The 17,512-nt window shown below is 64.1% G+C and carries 18 protein-coding genes and 1 pseudogene; 11 read left to right on the top strand and 8 right to left on the bottom strand.

Translation table 11 applies throughout. From position 1 onward, the window contains the following. Positions 1-81: 81 nt before the first annotated feature. Together AB6806_RS28410 and AB6806_RS28405 are read left to right on the top strand one after the other, a co-directional pair. The gene (locus tag AB6806_RS28410) at positions 82-597 is read left to right on the top strand and encodes an Lrp/AsnC family transcriptional regulator (protein WP_370956316.1); all 516 of its coding nucleotides are present in this window, start codon (positions 82-84) and stop codon (positions 595-597) included. A gap of 378 nt (positions 598-975) precedes the next feature. After that, positions 976-1,187, top strand: a pseudogene (locus tag AB6806_RS28405) (DNA-binding protein). Between the two features lie 466 nt (positions 1,188-1,653). On the opposite strand, the gene AB6806_RS28400 reads toward AB6806_RS28405, so the two are convergent. Next, entirely contained in the window at positions 1,654-2,199 is a 546-nt protein-coding gene (locus AB6806_RS28400; RefSeq protein WP_370956315.1) for a MarR family winged helix-turn-helix transcriptional regulator, read from the bottom strand. A 95-nt stretch (positions 2,200-2,294) separates the two neighbouring features. Here AB6806_RS28400 and AB6806_RS28395 point away from each other — a divergent pair, with 95 nt between their 5' ends. The 9 genes from AB6806_RS28395 (at position 2,295) to AB6806_RS28355 (ending at position 10,231) form a co-directional block, all read left to right on the top strand. Next, the gene (locus AB6806_RS28395; RefSeq protein ID WP_370956314.1) at positions 2,295-2,813 is read left to right on the top strand and encodes a flavin reductase family protein; all 519 of its coding nucleotides are present in this window, start codon (positions 2,295-2,297) and stop codon (positions 2,811-2,813) included. A gap of 23 nt (positions 2,814-2,836) precedes the next feature. Then, entirely contained in the window at positions 2,837-4,300 is a 1,464-nt protein-coding gene (locus AB6806_RS28390) for a 4-hydroxyphenylacetate 3-hydroxylase family protein (protein WP_370956313.1), read from the top strand. A gap of 18 nt (positions 4,301-4,318) precedes the next feature. Then, complete coding sequence (locus AB6806_RS28385) at positions 4,319-4,699, top strand: cupin (RefSeq protein WP_370956312.1); 381 nt, start codon at positions 4,319-4,321, stop codon at positions 4,697-4,699. Between the two features lie 136 nt (positions 4,700-4,835). After that, complete coding sequence (locus tag AB6806_RS28380) at positions 4,836-6,128, top strand: ABC transporter substrate-binding protein (protein WP_370956311.1); 1,293 nt, start codon at positions 4,836-4,838, stop codon at positions 6,126-6,128. A gap of 69 nt (positions 6,129-6,197) precedes the next feature. Beyond that, positions 6,198-7,097, top strand: a complete 900-nt coding sequence (locus tag AB6806_RS28375) for a branched-chain amino acid ABC transporter permease (protein WP_370956310.1) — start codon at positions 6,198-6,200, stop codon at positions 7,095-7,097. A gap of 5 nt (positions 7,098-7,102) precedes the next feature. Next, complete coding sequence (locus AB6806_RS28370; protein ID WP_370956309.1) at positions 7,103-8,026, top strand: branched-chain amino acid ABC transporter permease; 924 nt, start codon at positions 7,103-7,105, stop codon at positions 8,024-8,026. Beyond that, a complete protein-coding gene (locus tag AB6806_RS28365; protein ID WP_370956308.1) occupies positions 8,023-8,769 on the top strand; it encodes an ABC transporter ATP-binding protein in 747 nt (248 codons plus the stop codon). The genes AB6806_RS28370 and AB6806_RS28365 overlap by 4 nt, the downstream gene beginning before the upstream one ends. Continuing rightward, a complete protein-coding gene (locus tag AB6806_RS28360; protein WP_370956343.1) occupies positions 8,769-9,419 on the top strand; it encodes an ATP-binding cassette domain-containing protein in 651 nt (216 codons plus the stop codon). The genes AB6806_RS28365 and AB6806_RS28360 overlap by 1 nt, the downstream gene beginning before the upstream one ends. 128 nt (positions 9,420-9,547) lie before the next feature. Beyond that, the gene (locus AB6806_RS28355) at positions 9,548-10,231 is read left to right on the top strand and encodes a DUF2848 domain-containing protein (protein WP_370956307.1); all 684 of its coding nucleotides are present in this window, start codon (positions 9,548-9,550) and stop codon (positions 10,229-10,231) included. A gap of 279 nt (positions 10,232-10,510) precedes the next feature. Here the strand turns inward: AB6806_RS28355 and AB6806_RS28350 are convergent, their stop codons facing one another. The 7 genes from AB6806_RS28350 to AB6806_RS28320 form a co-directional block, all read right to left on the bottom strand. Then, positions 10,511-11,533 (bottom strand): zinc-binding alcohol dehydrogenase family protein, encoded by a 1,023-nt coding sequence (locus tag AB6806_RS28350; RefSeq protein ID WP_370956306.1) that lies wholly within the window; start codon positions 11,531-11,533, stop codon positions 10,511-10,513. A gap of 443 nt (positions 11,534-11,976) precedes the next feature. Continuing rightward, positions 11,977-12,558, bottom strand: coding sequence for an amino acid synthesis family protein (locus AB6806_RS28345; RefSeq protein ID WP_370956305.1), 582 nt, complete (start codon positions 12,556-12,558; stop codon positions 11,977-11,979). Between the two features lie 34 nt (positions 12,559-12,592). Continuing rightward, positions 12,593-13,501 carry an NAD(P)-dependent oxidoreductase gene (locus tag AB6806_RS28340; protein WP_370956304.1) on the bottom strand — a complete coding sequence of 303 codons (909 nt, stop codon included), beginning with the start codon at positions 13,499-13,501 and terminating at the stop codon, positions 12,593-12,595. Between the two features lie 29 nt (positions 13,502-13,530). Further along, positions 13,531-14,334 carry a crotonase/enoyl-CoA hydratase family protein gene (locus AB6806_RS28335; RefSeq protein ID WP_370956303.1) on the bottom strand — a complete coding sequence of 268 codons (804 nt, stop codon included), beginning with the start codon at positions 14,332-14,334 and terminating at the stop codon, positions 13,531-13,533. Positions 14,335-14,356: 22 nt separating this feature from the next. After that, entirely contained in the window at positions 14,357-15,502 is a 1,146-nt protein-coding gene (locus AB6806_RS28330) for an acyl-CoA dehydrogenase family protein (RefSeq protein ID WP_370956302.1), read from the bottom strand. Positions 15,503-15,516: 14 nt separating this feature from the next. Continuing rightward, positions 15,517-16,572, bottom strand: a complete 1,056-nt coding sequence (locus AB6806_RS28325; RefSeq protein ID WP_370956301.1) for an acyl-CoA dehydrogenase family protein — start codon at positions 16,570-16,572, stop codon at positions 15,517-15,519. Positions 16,573-16,605: 33 nt separating this feature from the next. Next, positions 16,606-17,508: an NAD(P)-dependent oxidoreductase gene (locus AB6806_RS28320; protein WP_370956300.1), complete on the bottom strand. Its 903-nt coding sequence runs from the start codon at positions 17,506-17,508 to the stop codon at positions 16,606-16,608. Between the last annotated feature and the right edge of the window lie 4 nt (positions 17,509-17,512).

Raw genomic sequence — 17,512 nt, 5'->3', positions numbered from 1 at the left:
CGTCTTTCTCGCCCTGACTGTGGTCATTATAGCGGCTGTAGCCTTGTCAGGAGCATTATCGTTCGCCTGGAGATGAACTCGATGCTGAAGTTAATCAAAGATTCAGTTCACGCTCAAGATGACAATGTTGACAGCTTTGACCTGGCAATTATTAAAGAATTGTCCAACAATGCCCGCAGCATGAATACAGAAATCTCCGAACGAATTTGCTTATCACCTTCAGCAACATTGCGAAGGCATAGGAAATTGGAGGAGTCGAATGTTATAGAAGGCTACCACGCGAAGATAAATTACTCCCTTCTCGGTTATCACGATGTCATTATGTTGGAAGTAAAAACTTCCATCCTTGCGCCACAGGTCGCTTTTGAAGTAAGACGCATCGCGGAAACGTATGGAAAAATTACCAATTTCTACAGGTGCGTAGATGAGCCGGGATTTGTAGTATTTCTCGCCGTCGCATCAGCCTCCGATACCGCAGTACAATTACATCAACATCTTCCAAATCTTCAATTTGTTAACGGGTTGAAGCTCAGATTGATTTCTCCGATTAACAGCAACGATCCGTGTTGGGAAAGCCAGAGGGAGTCCGAGACCTAAGGGCCGACGCATAAGGAATGACTGACGTTACGCCGCAGTGGTTCAGGCTTCAGGCTGCCGCGCGCGAAGACGGCACTCGCGTCCACGGGGATCCTTCAGCTCGCGGACGAAGGTGTCGAGCAGCCTGCGGTTGAGCTTACAGAGGCCCAGGCCGCGCACGGATCCCAGCCTCGATTTTTGGCAGCGAGGCCGGCCAGGGTTGGGCAGTGAGCACTCAACTAGCTAAGTCTGCTGGCTTGAGTTTCGTCGGTTGGGCCCTTCACCTCATCTCAGCAAAGACATTCAGCCTTGCGCCGCCGCCATGACCGGACGCTGGGACACCACCGTGAAACAGACTTTACTAGTCGGCTCGGTACTCGTCTGTCCTCAGGAGATCGCGTGTCGCCCCCTGCCTACCTTACGCTCGAGGAAGTCGTAGTCCGCTACCGTGGCCCGCTCAGCGAAGGGACACTGCGGAACTCGAGAGCGATGCGCATCGGTCCGTCTTCATCAAGATTGGCAAGGCGATCCTTTATCCCGTCAGCAAGCTCGATCGTTGGGACAAGTCCAATTTGGTGATTTGCAGACCCTCACGGTCGTTGCCGGATTAAAGCCCTTCACCACGATGATGCGGGTCACCATGCCTGGCTGACGCACTCGCCGAGCCGGCGCTCCATAGACGACGAGGTGGTTGGCGCCAACGTCTATGCGAGCTTTAACGCCAGCGACCTGTGGGGCTCGCCGCGTCTGGCTCGATGCCTGGCTGACTGCATCTCCTGCGGCTTGCACAAGATCGAGCGCCTGGATCCCTCAAGATAAGAATGGCACGCTCCTTCCGCTGGCGCGATGCACAGCAACATCACGAGATCAGAATGAACAGGGTGCCGAGCACGAAAGTCGGAATGGACAAGGCGAGGCTTGTCGCGGTGTCCCGTGCCCGATCAACGCGCCCCCGGTTGTGTGCCGTGGCGAGGACTCGGAGCGGAATTCCCACGGGCGGGACAGGGCTGTGGCCGTGCGATCTTGTGAGCTCAGTTCATTGGTCGCAATCCCGTTGCCGACGCAGTGGTCGGCCGCTCAGTCCCGCAGCTTTGCAGTCTCGTTAGCGATGATGTGATCTGCAAGATGGATAGCTTGCCCCGCACCTTGAGCGAGGCGCCGCATGATCCCGCTCAGTCTCTCGAACGTCTCTCGGTCGAGAGAGGCGAATAACGCATCGTTGACCGGGCGTTGCAGAGAAGCCAGCCTCTCGAGCTTTTCGAAGCCAATGCTCGTGACGGACAGATTGACCCGGCGCCGATCGCTGGGATGCGGGCGCTTTTCGACAAGGCCAATCTTCACGAGCTTGCTCACCTCGATAGTAACGAAGGCGCCGCTGAGATGGAGACGCTCAGCCACTTGCGCCACGCCGAGCTCGCTATCTGGCGTTCCGCGGCCGACAGCAATCAGGATCAGATATTGTGGCGGCGTTAGCCCGATAGAGCCGGCGAAGCGCGCGCGCGCCTCCTCAAGTCCGCTGCCGAAGGCAAAGAAATCATAGAGCAGGTCGCGAAAACGCAGGTCGCTCCCCTCATCCAGCAGGTCAGGCTTCGACACAGTCAGGCGCCGTTCTTCGATCGGCATCGCTTATTCGTCTCCTAAAGGTTGACTTGGCAAGATAGCTTTGTTATAAAGCTATCCATAAAAGCTAATATAGCACGCCACCGCCGGAGGGGAAGATGGACGGCAGGGCCTTCAGACAATCCCTTGGTGAATTCGCCACGGGCGTGGCCGTGATAACCGCGCAGGGCAGTGGCGAAGAGCTCATCGGCATGACCATGAGTTCGTTCAACTCCGTTTCGGTCGATCCGCCCCTCGTCCTGTTCAGCATCGATAGGCGGGCGAACAGCTTGCCGGCCATGCTCGAAGCCAGGGGCTTCGCGGTCAATGTGCTGGCGCGGGAGCAGGAGCACATTTCCAACCGTTTCGCCCGAGCACTCAGCGACAAATGGGCTGAGGTCAAGCGGACCGTCGGCCATGCACAGGCGCCGCTGATCACCGGTGCGCTCGCCCATTTCGAATGCGAGCCCTACGCCAATTACGACGGCGGCGACCACATCATCTTCGTCGTGCGGGTGCTGCGCCATGCAGTGCGTCCCGGCGGTCCGGCGCCCTTGATCTTCTTCCGTGGTCGCTACCGCGACCTCGTCGACGAGACGCAGCGCGAACCGTCTTGGCCGCTGCCCATCCACTACTAACCATCAATGGAAAGGAGAAGCCCATGACCAGATCGGGACAGGAACATCTTGCCAGCCTACGCGACGGCCGCTCGATCTATATCGACGGCAAGCGCCTCGAGGACGTAACCAGCGACCGCGCCTTTCGCAATGTGGCGCAGTCGGTCGCAGGCCTGTTCGATTTCGCCGGCGACCCGTCGCGGCGCGAGTTGATGACCTTCGAGACCGAGGCCGGCAATCGAGCCAACCGCATCTGGCAGTTGCCGACCTCCTATGACGACCTGGTCGAGCGGCGCCGGGCGCTTGAGGCCTGGACGGCGATCCATGGCGGCTTCCTGGGCCGCGCACCGGATCACGTCGCCTCCTGCATCTCCGGCATGCGCATGGGGCTTCCGGTGTTTGAGGGTTACGACCCTGCCCGCGCCGCGGCACTCGAAGCGTATTACCGCTACGCTCGCGACAACGACCTCTACCTGACCTACGTCATCATCAATCCGCAGGCCGATCGCTCCAAGAACGCGGCCGAGCAGGCCGATCCCTTCCTGACCGCTGGTGTGGTCGACCGTGATGCCGAGGGCATCACCATCCGCGGCGCCAAGATGCTGGCGACCGGTGGCGTGGTCGCCAACGAGGTCTTCGTAACCACGATCCAGCCGATGCAGCCCGGCGAGGAACGCTACGCCGTTTCCTTCGCAATCCCGATGAACGCCAAGGGCCTGAAGATGCTCTCGCGCAAATCGTACGAAGCGCAGGCGGGCGCGATCTTTGATAACCCGTTGGCGAGCCGCTACGACGAGAACGATGCCGTCTTGTTCTTCGACGACGTCAAGGTCCCGTGGGACAGGGTCTTCATCGATGGCAGCGTCGAGATGTGCCAGAAGCAGTTCCACGCGACGCCGGCGCATGTCTACCAGAACTACCAGGCGATGATCCGTCTGAAGGTGAAGCTGCAGTTCCTGATGGGCATCGCCCTTCGCATCACCCAAACCAACGGCATCACCCAATTCCCGCAGGTGCGCGAAATCCTCGGCCAGCTCGCCGCGGAGGCCGCGATGGTCGACGCCTTCGTCAATGCGATGGAGGCCAAGGGCACGCAGGACGGCGAATACTACGTACCCGACCGGCACATGCTCTATTCGGCGCAGGTGCTGACCCAGCAGATATATCCGAAGATCCTGAACTCGCTGCGCGAGCTCGCCGGCGGAGGCATGATCATGCTGCCCTCATCGGTCGCGGACTTCGCCAATCCCGAGATCGCGTCGATGATCGAGAAGACACAGCAGTCGCCTGCTGCCAACTCGCATGACCGAGTGAAGTTCTACAAGCTCGCCTGGGACGCCGTTGGCTCCGAGTTCGGCTCGCGCCATCACCAATACGAGATGTTCTATGCCGGGGCGACCTTCGTGACGAAGGGCCACTCCTTCCGCACCTATGACTGGGGCGGCGCGAACGGCCTCGTCCAGTCCATGCTCGATTCCTACGACCTCGACAGCAAAGCGGCCGCCTGAGCCGGCAAAGGACCCGTCATGCCCGTCAACAAGAGTCACGACGAATTCTACACCCTCGACATGTCGAAAGGCTGGGAAGTGCCGGCCGGTTATCCCACCGGCATTCAGCAGAAGATCCTGTCGGGCGCCCTCGACGAGGACGGCCGGCGCGGTACGCGCACGCGCCTGCTGCGTTTCCAGCCCGGTGTCTACACCACCGCGCCGTTCTCCCATGAGTATTGGGAGGAGGTCTATCTGATGGAGGGGGACCTCACCGTCGGCAACGACGCGAACGGCGAAGGCGGCGAGGCCTTCCCGCCGCACACGTATGCGGTCCGCCCGCCGCATGCCCCGCACGGGCCGTTCAAGTCGCAGAAGGGCTGTCTGCTGCTTGAGATCCACTATTTCGACCCGGTCTGAGGCGCGCCCATAGCCCCACACTCTCTTGGCATCGCCGACGGACATCGCGCCCGCAAGCGCCAAAAATCGTCGGGACCGCTGCAGCCGCAGAGGGGGCGGCTGCGACAAGAACCACCCAACAACGGAGAGGAAAACCATGATCAGATCAGCTTGGATGGCCGCCCTGGCAGTCTCGTTGGGGGCGCTTGCGGTTCCCGCCTCGGCGCAGGAGAAACCGGCTTCGCTCGGCCTCGGCGTGATGACCTTCACCTCGGGCCCGGCCGCGGCCTACGGCATGCCCGGCAAGAACGCGGCCGAGCTGATGATCGACATGATCAATACCACGGGCGGGATTGGCGGCGTGCCGCTGAAGGCAACCTATGTCGACGAAGCGCAGGGCACGCAGGGCGTCATCGCCGAATATCGCCACCTGGCCGAAGACAAGTCCAACCAGGTGATGATCGCGGCGCTGTCGAGCGCCAACTGCCTGGCGCTAGCCCCGCTCGCCGAACAGATGCAAGCCCCGACGATCGGCTGGAACTGCGACACCCACCAACTCCTGCTCGACGGTAAGAGCCGCTATTATTTCCGCCCGAACGGCAACACGATTCCGGAATTCGTCGCCTACGCGCTCTATCTCCTGCAGCGCAAGCCCGATGTGAAGCGGATCGCCATCATCAATCCCGACTATGCCTTCGGCCATGACGCGGCGCTGATTTTCAAGACAGCGATGGCGGCACTGAAGCCCGATGTCGAGGTGGTGGCGGAGCTGTTCCCCAAGCTCGGCTCGGCCAACTTCCAGACCGAGATATCAAAGCTCTCGGCCTCGCGACCGGATGTGATCTTCTCCAATCTCTGGGGCGCCGACCTCGAGAATTTCGTGCGCCAGGCCGCACCGCGCGGACTGTTCACCTCGAGCCAGGTCGTGTTGGCGCTGGGCGAGACCGTGCTCCAGCGCGCAAACCTGCCGGAGGGCGTGATCGTCGGCGTGCTCGGCGACGGCTGGTGGATGTCGCCCGACGCCAAAGCCAACTCCGTGACCAAGGCCTTCGTCGAAGCTTATGAGAAGCGCTATGGCGAGTACCCGGTCTTCCCGTCGATCAAGATGGCGAACGCGATCATCTACATGAAGACCGCGTATGAAACTGCGCTGAAGAAGAGCGGCGGCAAGTGGCCGAGACGCGACGAGCTCGCCGAGGCGATGCGCGGCAGCACGGTCAAGACGCTGACCGGCACCACCGTGACCCGCAAGGACAATGACGGCCTCGTCGACCAACTCGTCGGCGTCACCGCCAAGTCGCCGGACCACAAGTTCCCGGTGATCAGCGGCATGGTCCGCTACAAGGCCGACACGCTGATGCCGCCCCAGGGCGACGATGCGATCAAATGGGTCGGCACACTGACCCCGGCCTTCCTCGCCGCCCAGCCGAAGCCCGGCAGCTACCAGTAGCGCACCAGAGGTAGGAGCCTTGCGGCCCTCCCGCTCCCCCCTTTTCTCGCCCTTCTGCAGGTGCCGTCCATGCTCGACACCCTGATTCCGCTCGCCGTCGATGGTCTAGCCAGCGCGGCGCTGATCTTCTTCGTCGCCGTTGGCCTGACGCTCGTCTTCAGCGTCCTGCGCGTGCTCAACGTCGCGCATGGCAGCTTCTACGCGATCGGCGCCTATGTTGCCGCCTCGATTGGGCTATGGATCGCCGGTGCGGAGCTCAATCCCTGGCTATCCTTCCCGGCCCTCCTCTTCAGCGCGGCGATCGTCGCGGCCCTGTTCGGCCCACTGGTCGAGCGCTGCCTGATGCGCTGGACCTATGGCAAGTTGGAGGCGATCCAGATTCTCGTCACCTTCGGCCTGTTCCTGATCCTCGAGGACCTGCAGCGCATCGTCTTCGGCGTGCGGTCGCTCGCGGAGGATACGCCGATGCAACTGCTGGGCACGACGCAGATCGGCGGCGTCGTCTATCTCAACTACCAGCTCCTGCTGATCGTGCTCGCCGTCGTCGTGGTCGTCGGCCTGCGCGTGCTGCTGACCAGGACCCGGATCGGGCGCCTCGTCACCGCCGTCGTCGCCGATCGCGAGATGGCGCAGAGCATCGGCATCAACACCAACCGCGTCTTCACCCTGTCCTTCTCGCTCGGCGTCTTCCTGGCGGCCTTGGGCGGGGCGCTGGCGACGCCGACCGCGGGCGCCGCGCCCGGCCTCGGCGCCGAGACCATGGTGCTCGCCTTCGCGGTCGCCGCAATCGGCGGACTCGGCCAGATCGAGGGCGCGGCGCTGGCTGCGATCATCGTCGGGCTTGCCCGCGTGCTCGCGATCTATTTCGCGCCATCGCTCGATGCCGTCGCCCCCTACATCGTCATGCTAGTCGTGCTGCTGATCCGCCCCTACGGGCTGTTCGGCCTGGCTGCGAGCCGGAGGATCTGACTGCCATGCGCGCCGCCCTCTTCCTCATCGCGCTTTCCGCATTGGCACTCGCGCCCCTCGTCGCACCATGGCTGCAATTCGTGCTGACGCTCGCCGTCGCCAACGGTTTCGCCGCGCTCGGCGTCGCCGTGCTGCTGCGCGGCGGGCTGATCTCGATCGGCCACGCCATGTTCTATGCAGTCAGCGCCTATGCCATCGCCTTCCTGGCGCGGTCCGGCCTGAACGAGTTCGTGGTGCTGCTCCTGCTCGGCACGCTCGCCTCAGCGCTCGCCGGCCTTGTCGTCGGCGCCTTCCTGGTCCGCTATCGCGCGATCTTCTTCGCCATGCTCAACCTCGCGATGTCGATGGTCCTCTACGCGCTACTCTCGAAGCTCTACGGCATTACCGGCGGCACGGACGGCCTGCGCCTGGCGGTGCCGCGGTTCTTCGGCATCGCGCTCGACAAGGCGAGCTTTGACACCGCGCTCTACTATGCCGGCCTCGTGCTGATGCTCGTCGTCGGCTATGGCGTCCAGCGGTACATCGCGAGCCCGCTCGGCCATGCCCTGGCCGCCGTGCACACCAACGAGCTCCGGCTCGAATATCTCGGCGTGCCGGTCAGGCTTGTGCTCCTGATCGCCTATACGATCTCGGCCGCGCTCACCGGCATCGGCGGAGCGATCGCAGCCATGGCGATCGGCCACATCCTGCCCGAATTCGCCTTCTGGACGGCGTCGGGCCATCTTGTGCTGGTCGCCGTGCTAGGCGGCATTGGAGGTGTCGCCGGCCCCTTCATAGGCTCGCTCTTCCTCGAGGTGCTGCACATGCTCGCGGTCGGCGTCACCGATGCCTGGAACCTGATCATCGGCGCTGCGCTGATCGGCGTGATCTTCTTCCTGCCGAGTGGGCTCTATGGCCTGATCCGGCGTCACCTTGGAGAACCGGCATGACCGCGCCTCTCCTCCAGGCCAAGGACCTGCGCATCGCCTTCTACGGCGTGCAGGCGGCCGACGGCGTCAATCTAGAAATTCGCGAGGGCGAGTTCCTCGCCATCATCGGCCCGAACGGCTCCGGCAAGACGACCTTTCTCAACCTCTGCACCGGCTATCTCCGGCCGAGTTCGGGCGAGGTCTATCTCGACGGCAAGCCGATCACCGCCATGGCCCCGCGCAGCATCGCCAAGCGCGGCATCGCCCGCTCCTTCCAAATCCCGCAGCTCTTCCTCGACCAGAGCGTAATCGAGAACCTGATGATCGCCGTGGCGGCCAAGCGCGGCATCTGGGTGCCGTTCAAGGCGCTCGGCGCCGATGGCCGCCGGCGCGAGGCGGAGGAGCTGCTGGCGCTGGTTGGCCTCGACGGCGGGGCCGGGCAGCTCGCCGGCGCGCTGCCGGAGGGGCGGCGCAAGCTGCTCGACATCGCGCTGGCGCTGGCGCTCAAGCCACGCCTCGTCCTGCTCGACGAGCCGACCAGCGGCGTCAGCACGATCGAGCGCTTCACCCTGATGGAGACGCTGATGAACGCGCTGCGCCGCGCCAAGGTCACGGCACTGTTCGTCGAGCACGACATGGATGTGGTGCAGCGCTACGCCAACCGCGTCGTCGTGTGGGATTCCGGTTCGGTGATGGCCGAAGGACCGCCGTCCGAGGTGTTCAAGGATCCGCGCGTGCTGCGCAATGTCGTGGGGGTGGCATGATGCTGCGCATCGAAGGGGTGACGGTGGCGATCGCCGGCGTGCAGGTGCTGCGATCGGTGTCGCTGGGGCTGGCCTCCGGCAGGACGACGATCCTGATCGGCCGCAACGGGGCCGGCAAGACGACCACGCTCAGGGCGATCATGGGGCTCCTGCCGCTGCAGTGCGGCAGCGTCCATCTCGACGAGCAGGAGGTCGGCTCTACACCGGCCTACCGGCGCGCCGCCCAGGGCATCGGCTATGCTCCTGAAGACCGCCGCCTGGTGCCGGAGTTCACCGTCGAGAACAACATCCTCCTGCCGGCGTTGGCGCTCTGCCTGCCGGCGGCGGAGCGGGCGCGGCGGCTCGACGAGGTCTATGCATTGCTGCCGCAGCTCCACGCCATGCGCCAGCGCCCCGGCGGCGGCGTCTCGGGCGGACAGGGCAAGATGGTGGCACTCGGCCGGGCGCTGATGGTCGCGCGCACGGCCCTGCTGCTCGACGAGCCCTTTCAGGGTCTCGCCCCAGCGCTGGCACTCGACTATGCGCGCACGCTTGGCAAGCTCCGGCGTGGCCGACCGGACCTCGCAATCCTCATCACGGAATCGACGCCGGCGCTGCTCGATGCGATCGCCGACGAGACACTCCAGATCGAGCGCGGGGAGATCGCCTGAGCACTCCTGACTCCCTCTGAAGATACCCCACTCGTGTGCCTGTCTAGGCAACCTGACTGTGGTGCCCCGCGCGTCTTCGAATAGCCCCGGGCGCATCGCCTTCCCTCAAACAGAATCCGCAGGATGTCATGGAACTGAATTTCGTCGTCGAAGGCGGGGCCGCGCAGGTGCTCAAGGTCCACCTCACCGAGCTGGTCGTCGCCGGCTGGGCCGGGCGCGACCGTGCCGCGATCGAGCATCATATCGAGGAGCTCGCCGTCATCGGCGTGCCGCGCCCAAGCACCGTGCCGCTCTATTATCGTGTCGCCGAGAACCTGATGACGCAGGCGAGCCGCATCCAGGTGCTCGGGGCTGAGAGCTCTGGCGAGGTCGAAACCTTCGTCTTCAGCGTGGGTGGCGAGATGTATGTCAGCCTCGCTTCCGACCATACAGACCGCAAGCTCGAGACGCTCGGAGTCGCGCTCTCCAAGCAGATCTGCGCCAAGCCTCTGGCGCGCTCGGCCTGGCGTTTCGCGGAGGTCGCCGGGCACTGGGACGAGATGATCATCCGCTCCTATATCGAGGAGAACGGGGTCCGGGTCCTCTACCAGGAAGGACCGCTGGCCAGCCTGCGCCCGCCGCTCGAGCTCATCGCCGGCTTCACCGGCGGGACCGCGCTCCTGCCTGATGGAACCGGCATGATCTGTGGCACGGTCGGGGCGATCGGCGGCATCCGCCCCGCGCCGGTCTTCGCCATGGAGCTGTTCGACCCCGTGCTCGGCCGCAGCCTCGCGCATAGCTACTGGATCGAGCCATTGCCGGAAATCGCCTGATCAAGAACCAGAGTTTGATCGAACTGCAGGACGCTCTCGCTGCAAGGCGCACCACCTCCGTTGCCCTGACCGAGGCCTTGGCACGCGCGCACCAGTTCAGAAATATTTGCGCCAAGGCAGAGCCGCCGCGCGATCTCGCAAAACGCGAATGACTAGCGAATATAAGAAAGCGCGAATACTTGGCCGATGCGAGCCTCGTCCTGAAACCAGATCTCGATCGGCTTGCGCCTGGGCACATGAGCGAGATGGGCCTTCAGCGTCGCCGCGAAGTTTGTACCGCTAACCTAATTCGGAAACTCTCAGTGTGATCTTGCCGATTGTCGTGCCGCTCTCAACCGCGGCATGCGCCTTAGCAAGGCTTTCCGGGCGCATCAGGCCCATGTTCTGCATCGCGGTCGTGCGCAACAGCCCGGCATCGACCAACTCTGCCACCTCGTTGAGCAAACGATGCTGTTCGATCATGTCAGGGGTCTTGAAGATTGACCGGACGAACATCGCCTCGCCCGCGATAGTAACAGCCTTCTTCAAGAGCGGCACGACGTCATAGCTAGATGGAGCATCGGTGATGGCGAGATTGCCTTGCGGGGCGATGAGCTTAATCACCTCAACTCGATGGAGATCGGAGGCCGTGAGGCTGGCGACGTACTCCGCAGAACGCAATCCAACCGCTTCCAACCCCTGTGACAGTGGCTGGCGATGATCAATCACGTGATGAGCCCCAAGTCTGCGGCACCAATCGACAGATTCGGCACGTGAGGCGGTAGCAACCACGGTGAGACCGGTGAGCCTGCAGGCGAGTTGAATCAGCATCGATCCAACTCCGCCTGCGCCTCCGATCACCAGCAGGGTTCCGGCTTTGCGCTTGACGCCATAGGGAACCCTGAGCCGGTCGAACAGCAATTCCCACGCTGTGATACTCGTCAATGGGAGAGCAGCCGCGTCCGCCCAATTGAGCGAGCGCGGCTTGTGTCCGACGAGCCGTTCATCAACGAGCTGGAACTCAGCGTTGCTGCCTGGGCGGGTTACCTCGCCTGCATAGAAGACTTCATGGCCGGGGGCGAACAAGGTTACTTCGTTTCCGACGGCTTCCACCGTACCCGCCGCATCGAAGCCGAGAATGCGCGCTTCGCCGTCCTTGGGGTTGCCCGAGGCGCGGATCTTGGTATCGACTGGGTTCACTGAAACAGCGTGAACGCGGACCAGCAGGTCACGCGGTCCAGGCTCTGGACACGGCAGATCGATTTCCACGAAGGCATCGGGATTTGTCGCAGGTCCGGCTTTGCGATAGGCGGTTGCTTTCATTTATCCTCGCGAGCTTTACCTTTTGGCCAATGCGATTGGCCGTGGTCATGGTTTGCTGTCACGGAATTGCGCAGCACGGCACAGCATCTGAGGCTGGACCTGACACGCTAGGCGATCGAATGTGGGGCGTTGGCGGTATCGAGCGAAGCCATCCAGCTTTCCGATGCGCCGATACTCTCCGAGACCAGCTTGGCGAAGACCTGCCGGTGCTGTGGAGGGTGTCGAGCGACTTCGGAAGCTGGATGCCAGACGCCATTTGATCTCGGACGCAGACTTGGTCGGTCGCTGGCATTGCGATCGTGCTTAAAGCCGCTCCTGCGGTTGCAGCCATGACTTAACGGTGCTTCACGGTCTGGTTCCTCCCCTTGGTGTGGCGCTCCCGCATCCTGTTTGTCATCGCTCTCCGGCTGGGCGGTGCAACCATCCGTGGGGAGCCGCCTCCTTCACCTCTGGCCATCGCCGACGCTGACATTCTCCTTGAGCAGGCCGCCGAGGCGCGAGTGGACGCGCCCGCCGGTGCCCATCACAAGGCTGAACAGGATCTCGCGCGGCTTGGGCGCATCCTGGATGCCGATCTCGATGCTGTTGAAATGGCTGCGCACGTAGGAGGCATGGATGTAATGCACGGGCACCATCATCCTGTAGCCGGCCGATGCGACGGCTTTTACTGCGGGCACCATCGCCTTCGGCTCGCCAAGCACGGAGCGCATCGCCCAGCCTCCGGCCTCGTGCCAGACCGCGCCGTGCTCCATCTCACCGTCGAGGCCGACGATGGCGGCCTTGCTGTAAACCTCGACATTCTCCTTACCGCCCAGCGTCTCTACGAGTTCCATCGCCAACAGCGTCCCCAGCGAGCGCAGCTCCGCCATGAAGGGCATCAAATCCTGCTCGTAGCGGCCGGCATAGGGGTTGTGGATGACGGCACTAGCAGCAGCGAGCTTGAGCGGCTTCTCCGGCGCCGGCCCACCCTCGTGATGGATGGTCTCGACGATCAGGCTGCGCTTGCGGATGTGGATGAGCGACATGCGTCTGTCTCCGTTCGGCTTTCGTGCAGGTGCGTTAGGTGGCAACGGCTGCGGTCCGTCGCGCGACGTGCTGGTAGATTGTCGTATTGTCTGCGCCAGGCTCCGCTTGTTCGAGCGCCCGTCTCCAGACGGCGTCGCACAGGCCGAGAAGCTGCGCGTCGAGGCCGGTTACCTCCTTCAGCTTCGTCGCCGTCGCGAGATCCTTGGCCTGCAGTGCCAGTGCAAAGCCGCCGGCGAAATCACGCGGGATGATGAACTGTTTGAGCTTGGTCTCGCTGGCAACATTGCGGCCGCTCGAGGCGTTCAGCACATCGGCGAAGATAGAGGCATCGAGGTTCAGCCGCTCGGCGATTGCCAGGGCTTCGGAGACGGCGAGTAGGCCTGCGGCATAGACATAGTTGTTCAGTGTCTTCATCGCATGGGCGGAGCCGACGGCGCCGCATCGGATTAACGTCGACCCCATGCGCGAAAGGATCGGCTCGACGCGGGCGAAGGTGTCATCGTCGGCTCCGGCCATGATCGCCAGTGTCCCGGCCCGCGCCTTGGCGACCGCGCCGGAAACGGGTGCGTCGACGAAGGCGATCCCGGCCGCTTCGAGAAGCGGCGCCAATCTGAGCGTCTCCATCGGATCGGAAGAACCCATATCGACGATCGTCGCGCCACGCGCCAGGATCCCGCTGAGCCCGGTCTCACCACCTCCACCCTCGATGATCCGCGAGGTGATCGCGCTGTTGGGCAGCATGGTGATGACCACGTCACAGCGGGCGAGCGCTGCGAGGTCCTCGCAAGCCGAAAGCGTATCGCCATAGGATGGCAGAGTGGACAAGCGGACGAGCGCTCCGCGATCCCTGTCGAAGGCAAGGACTTCCGCTTCTCCGCCGCCGGCGAGATTCTCCACCATGGGGAACCCCATCATTCCCAGACCAACGAACCCTATGCGCATGAGGCGTCTCCCTGTGGCGTCTGCCGCCATCATTCGCCGGTGAAATTCGGAGCACGCTTCTCCAACAACGCTGCCACCGCCTCACGATGGTCTTGCGTCTCGTGGGCGAGCGCCTGCATGGCAGCCGACATCTCCAGCAGCGGCTCCAGGCGCGCGGTCCAGGCTTCGCGCAGGAGCCGCTTGGTCATTCTCACCGCATGGGGCGGATTGACTGCGATGCGCATTGCGAGACGGCGGGCAGCATCGAGTAGTTCGTCATGAGGTACGACCGAGGAGACCAGCCCGATGGCACGCGCCTCGGCGGCATCGACCGGCTCGCCGGTCAGCGCCATCTCGCAGGCCTTGGAGAAGCCGACGATGCGCGGCAGCAACCAGGCGCCGCCGTCGCCGGGGACAATGCCGATCTTGACGAAGCTTTCAGCGAAGATTGCCTTCTCCGAAGCGACCCGCAGGTCGCACATCAGCGTCAGGTCGCAGCCGGCCCCAATGGCGGGGCCATTGACCGCGGCGATCACGGGCACCTCGAGCGTTTCGAAAGCCAATGGCAACTTCTGGATGCCGAAGCGATAGTTGAGCCGAGTACGCGCTGGCAGCAGGTCGTTGAGGCCGCCGCCCTTGCCCATTTTCTTGAGATTGCCGCCGGAGGAAAAGGCACTGCCCGCTCCGGTCAGGATGGCGACACGGGCCACCCGGTCCCGCTGCAGGCGGTCGAGGGCGGCGAGAAGCGCCTGCAGCACGTCCTCGTCGGAAATCGGGTTGCGCAGATCGGGACGGTTCAAGGTGAGGATGACGATTCCGCGATCGTCCATATCGTAGAGAACAGCGTCGCTCATCGGGAGACTTTCCGGTTTCGCATCAGCGCAGGCCGAGGCCGCGGGCAATGATGCCACGCAGAATCTCGCGCGTGCCGCCGCGCAAGGAAAAGGCGGGAACGTTGAGGATTGTATGGGCGAGCACCTGCCCATAGTCGTCGGCTGCGGCCAGAAAGGGCTCGCTGCCGACGAGCCGGCGCGCGATGTCTGGCACCTCCTGCTCCAGCACGGCGCCGAGGTCCTTCACTAGCGAGGCCTGCAGCTGCGGATTCTCCCCCGCCTGCAACATGCCAGCCACCGAGCGAGAAAGGCGGCGCAGGACGATGAGATGCCCCGCCAAACGACCCAGTGCCTCGGCGCCCGCCGGCGACGGATGCCGCTCGATCACGCGCGCAAGTTCCAAGATTAGGGTGAAGGAGGACAGGAAGCGCTCCGGCCCGCTGCGTTCGAAGGCGAGCTCGCTCATCACCTGCGCCCAACCCTGTCCGGGTGCGCCGAGCAGGCTCTCGGGCGGCAGGAAGACGTCGTCGAAATTGACCTCGTTGAAGTGGTGTGCGCCGGAGATGTCGAGCACAGGCTTGATGGCGATGCCCGGCGTGGCGAGATCGACGAGGAACTGGCTCAGGCCGTTGTGCCGCTCCCCCTCGTCGGAGGTGCGCGCCAGCAGGATCATGTAATGCGATTCATGCGCATAGGTCGTCCAGAGCTTGGTACCATTGACACGATAGCCACCATCGACAGGCCGGGCCCGGGTGCGCGTGGCGGCGAGATCGGAGCCGGAATCAGGCTCGCTCATGCCGATGCAGAAATAGCACTCGCCTGCGGCGACCCGCGGCAGGATGCTGCTGCTCTGTTCCTCGCTGCCATAGCGCAGCAGGAGCGGGCCGCTCTGCCGGTCCGCGATCCAATGCGCCGCCACGGGCGCGCCGGCGGCGAGCAGCTCCTCCATTACGACATAGCGCTCGAGCGCGCTGCGCTCATGCCCGCCGTAGCGCTTCGGCCATGTCATGGCGATCCAGCCGCGCGCTCCGAGCCTGCGGCTGAATCCGGCGTCGAAACCGCTCCATGACTGGGCGCGTTCCACGGGCCGGCGGGTCGCCAGTTCCTCCGAGAGGAAGGCGCGGACCTCATCCCGCAGCGCCTCGGATCCGGGCGCGGCGGGCGGCCTTGGGAAAGTGAAATGGGACATGAATCCGCTCCCGCTCAAGCCGCCGCGATGAAGGGCCAAAGCACGTCGGCGCCCTTTTTCAGCGCTCTCTCGCCAAGGAAGCGGCTCCATTCGGCCTCGCCGCCGAACTCGTCCCGCCATGACCAGAGCCTCCGCGTGAACAGGTGCAGCTCATGCTCCTGGGAAAAGCCGATGGCGCCATGGACCTGATGGGCGATGGCGGCGCCGATCCCAGCCGCCTCCCCGGCCCTGATCTTGGCGGCAGCCGCTGCCTCAGCCCCGCTCCCGCCCGCCAGCGTGTCACCGGCCAGCGCCGCAGCACCGTTGGCGGCCGCTACCTGTCCGGCCAGGATCGCGAGATTCTGCTGGACTGCCTGGAAGCGACCTATCGGCTTGCCGAACTGGCTGCGCTCACCGGCATAGCGAACCGTGATGTCCAAAACCCTTTCGAGCGCGCCGGACATGGCGAGGCTGCGCAGGCAGGCCCCCATCTGCCACAGATCCGAGGGCTGAAGCTTGGTTTGCGCCATCCGGCCAGACACGAGCTGCGTGGAAATGAGAACAGTGTCGCGCGGTTCTCCAGCGATGTTGCTACCCGGCTCGACGGCATAGTCGTCGCGGCCGAGCAGGACGAGATGCTGCCCGTCGCGGGACGAACAGAGCACGGCCAAGGCCCCCGCCCTCCCGCCCCAGGCGACGCGATGCGCCCTGCCCGCGATGCGACGATCGCTTCCCTCGCCGACGAGAGACAGCGCATCGTCGCGGCCGGCACCGGCAAAGGCGATCGGCCCCGCAGGCGCCGCCAAACCAGCCTCGGCGAGCAGTCGCGTGGCCAGCATGGTTTCGGGCAGCGGCACCGGCAACCCGTAATACCCGCACAGGCGAACCAGTTCCGCCGCCGCCTCTGGCTCGACGCCGAGCCCCCCTACGTCTTCCGGTATCATCGCCGCTAAGAGCCCGGCGTCCTCCACGGCCTGCCAAAGCGACTGCGGCCAGCCGCCAGCATCCGCAGCCCGACGTACGTCCGGCGTCACGGCGTCGGCGAAGAGACGGGAGGCCGTCTCGATGACGATATTGCTGACCTCGTCCATGCCGATCTCCCGGCTGTCGTGTTGGATCGCGGCTCAGCGCAGGCGGGGTGGAGCAATCCCGGCGAGCTCGGCGGCGTAGTCGAGCATCGCGGTGAAGTCCTTGCGAGCGTAGTCGCCAGAGCGTGCCGCGCCGTAGGCCGCATGGACAGCCGCGCCGACCGGGAGGCCGAGGCGGTTGGCATGGGCGGCCTCCATGGCCAGCGACACGTCCTTGTGGGCGAGGTCGATGGTGAAGCCAGGCTGTGTATCGCCGACCAGGGATTTGGTAGCAAAGTTGACCTGCATTTGTCCGTTGGTGGCGGTGGTGCCGGCGTTGATCGCCTTCACCGTCTCGATGTCGAGCCCCAGCTTAGCGGCGAGCACGAGCGCCTCCGCCGTGATTTGCGCAATGCTCATCACCTGAAAATTGTTGACGATCTTGATCCGGATGCCGGTTCCAGTGCCGCCGCAGCGGATGATGGTGTCGCCCATCGCGTCAAGCAGCGGCTTCACCTCGGCGAAGAGCGCCTCGTCGTCACAGCCCACCATGAACAGCGACTTGCCGGCCGCGGCGTGGCTCGCCAGACGCCCCACCGGCGCGTCGAGGAAGCGGATGCCTCGCGCCGAGCAAGCCGCAGCGACCGCATCGGTGCCGGTCGGCGAGATCGTGCTCATGTCCATCACAACGCCGCCGGGCGTGATATTTTCGAGCACGCCGTCCTTGCCTGCGACGACGTCGAGCACATGCTGCGTCGCCGGCAGCATGGTAATGACGATATGCGCTCCCTTCGCTGCCTCGGCGACGCTCGCGGTGCGGTGACCGCCGGCCGCCGCGACCCGTTCCAGATTGGCTTCCGCGATGTCGTAGACGGTGAGCGGGATGCCCTTGCGGACGATGTTGGTGGCCATCGGGCCGCCCATGGCGCCCAGGCCGATGAAGGCGATTTTTTCGCTCATATGC

The organism is Allobosea sp. RCC_152_1, assembly GCF_041360765.1.
Classification (GTDB): domain Bacteria; phylum Pseudomonadota; class Alphaproteobacteria; order Rhizobiales; family Beijerinckiaceae; genus Allobosea; species Allobosea spartocytisi.
The sequence above is the reverse complement of the archived record's forward strand: the minus strand, read 5'-3'. Positions and strand labels throughout refer to the sequence as shown.

What these genes read in the sequence shown, in the direction of transcription:
- AB6806_RS28335 (WP_370956303.1), bottom strand. Translation starts at nt 14,334, where the DNA reads ATGAGCGACGCTGTTCTCTACGATATGGACGATCGCGGAATCGTCATC.
- AB6806_RS28375 (WP_370956310.1), top strand. Translation starts at nt 6,198, where the DNA reads ATGCTCGACACCCTGATTCCGCTCGCCGTCGATGGTCTAGCCAGCGCG.
- AB6806_RS28350 (WP_370956306.1), bottom strand. Translation starts at nt 11,533, where the DNA reads ATGAAAGCAACCGCCTATCGCAAAGCCGGACCTGCGACAAATCCCGAT.
- AB6806_RS28390 (WP_370956313.1), top strand. Translation starts at nt 2,837, where the DNA reads ATGACCAGATCGGGACAGGAACATCTTGCCAGCCTACGCGACGGCCGC.
- AB6806_RS28370 (WP_370956309.1), top strand. Translation starts at nt 7,103, where the DNA reads ATGCGCGCCGCCCTCTTCCTCATCGCGCTTTCCGCATTGGCACTCGCG.
- AB6806_RS28410 (WP_370956316.1), top strand. Translation starts at nt 82, where the DNA reads ATGCTGAAGTTAATCAAAGATTCAGTTCACGCTCAAGATGACAATGTT.
- AB6806_RS28385 (WP_370956312.1), top strand. Translation starts at nt 4,319, where the DNA reads ATGCCCGTCAACAAGAGTCACGACGAATTCTACACCCTCGACATGTCG.
- AB6806_RS28400 (WP_370956315.1), bottom strand. Translation starts at nt 2,199, where the DNA reads ATGCCGATCGAAGAACGGCGCCTGACTGTGTCGAAGCCTGACCTGCTG.
- AB6806_RS28355 (WP_370956307.1), top strand. Translation starts at nt 9,548, where the DNA reads ATGGAACTGAATTTCGTCGTCGAAGGCGGGGCCGCGCAGGTGCTCAAG.
- AB6806_RS28320 (WP_370956300.1), bottom strand. Translation starts at nt 17,508, where the DNA reads ATGAGCGAAAAAATCGCCTTCATCGGCCTGGGCGCCATGGGCGGCCCG.
- AB6806_RS28395 (WP_370956314.1), top strand. Translation starts at nt 2,295, where the DNA reads ATGGACGGCAGGGCCTTCAGACAATCCCTTGGTGAATTCGCCACGGGC.
- AB6806_RS28380 (WP_370956311.1), top strand. Translation starts at nt 4,836, where the DNA reads ATGATCAGATCAGCTTGGATGGCCGCCCTGGCAGTCTCGTTGGGGGCG.
- AB6806_RS28340 (WP_370956304.1), bottom strand. Translation starts at nt 13,501, where the DNA reads ATGCGCATAGGGTTCGTTGGTCTGGGAATGATGGGGTTCCCCATGGTG.
- AB6806_RS28345 (WP_370956305.1), bottom strand. Translation starts at nt 12,558, where the DNA reads ATGTCGCTCATCCACATCCGCAAGCGCAGCCTGATCGTCGAGACCATC.
- AB6806_RS28365 (WP_370956308.1), top strand. Translation starts at nt 8,023, where the DNA reads ATGACCGCGCCTCTCCTCCAGGCCAAGGACCTGCGCATCGCCTTCTAC.
- AB6806_RS28325 (WP_370956301.1), bottom strand. Translation starts at nt 16,572, where the DNA reads ATGGACGAGGTCAGCAATATCGTCATCGAGACGGCCTCCCGTCTCTTC.
- AB6806_RS28330 (WP_370956302.1), bottom strand. Translation starts at nt 15,502, where the DNA reads ATGTCCCATTTCACTTTCCCAAGGCCGCCCGCCGCGCCCGGATCCGAG.
- AB6806_RS28360 (WP_370956343.1), top strand. Translation starts at nt 8,769, where the DNA reads ATGCTGCGCATCGAAGGGGTGACGGTGGCGATCGCCGGCGTGCAGGTG.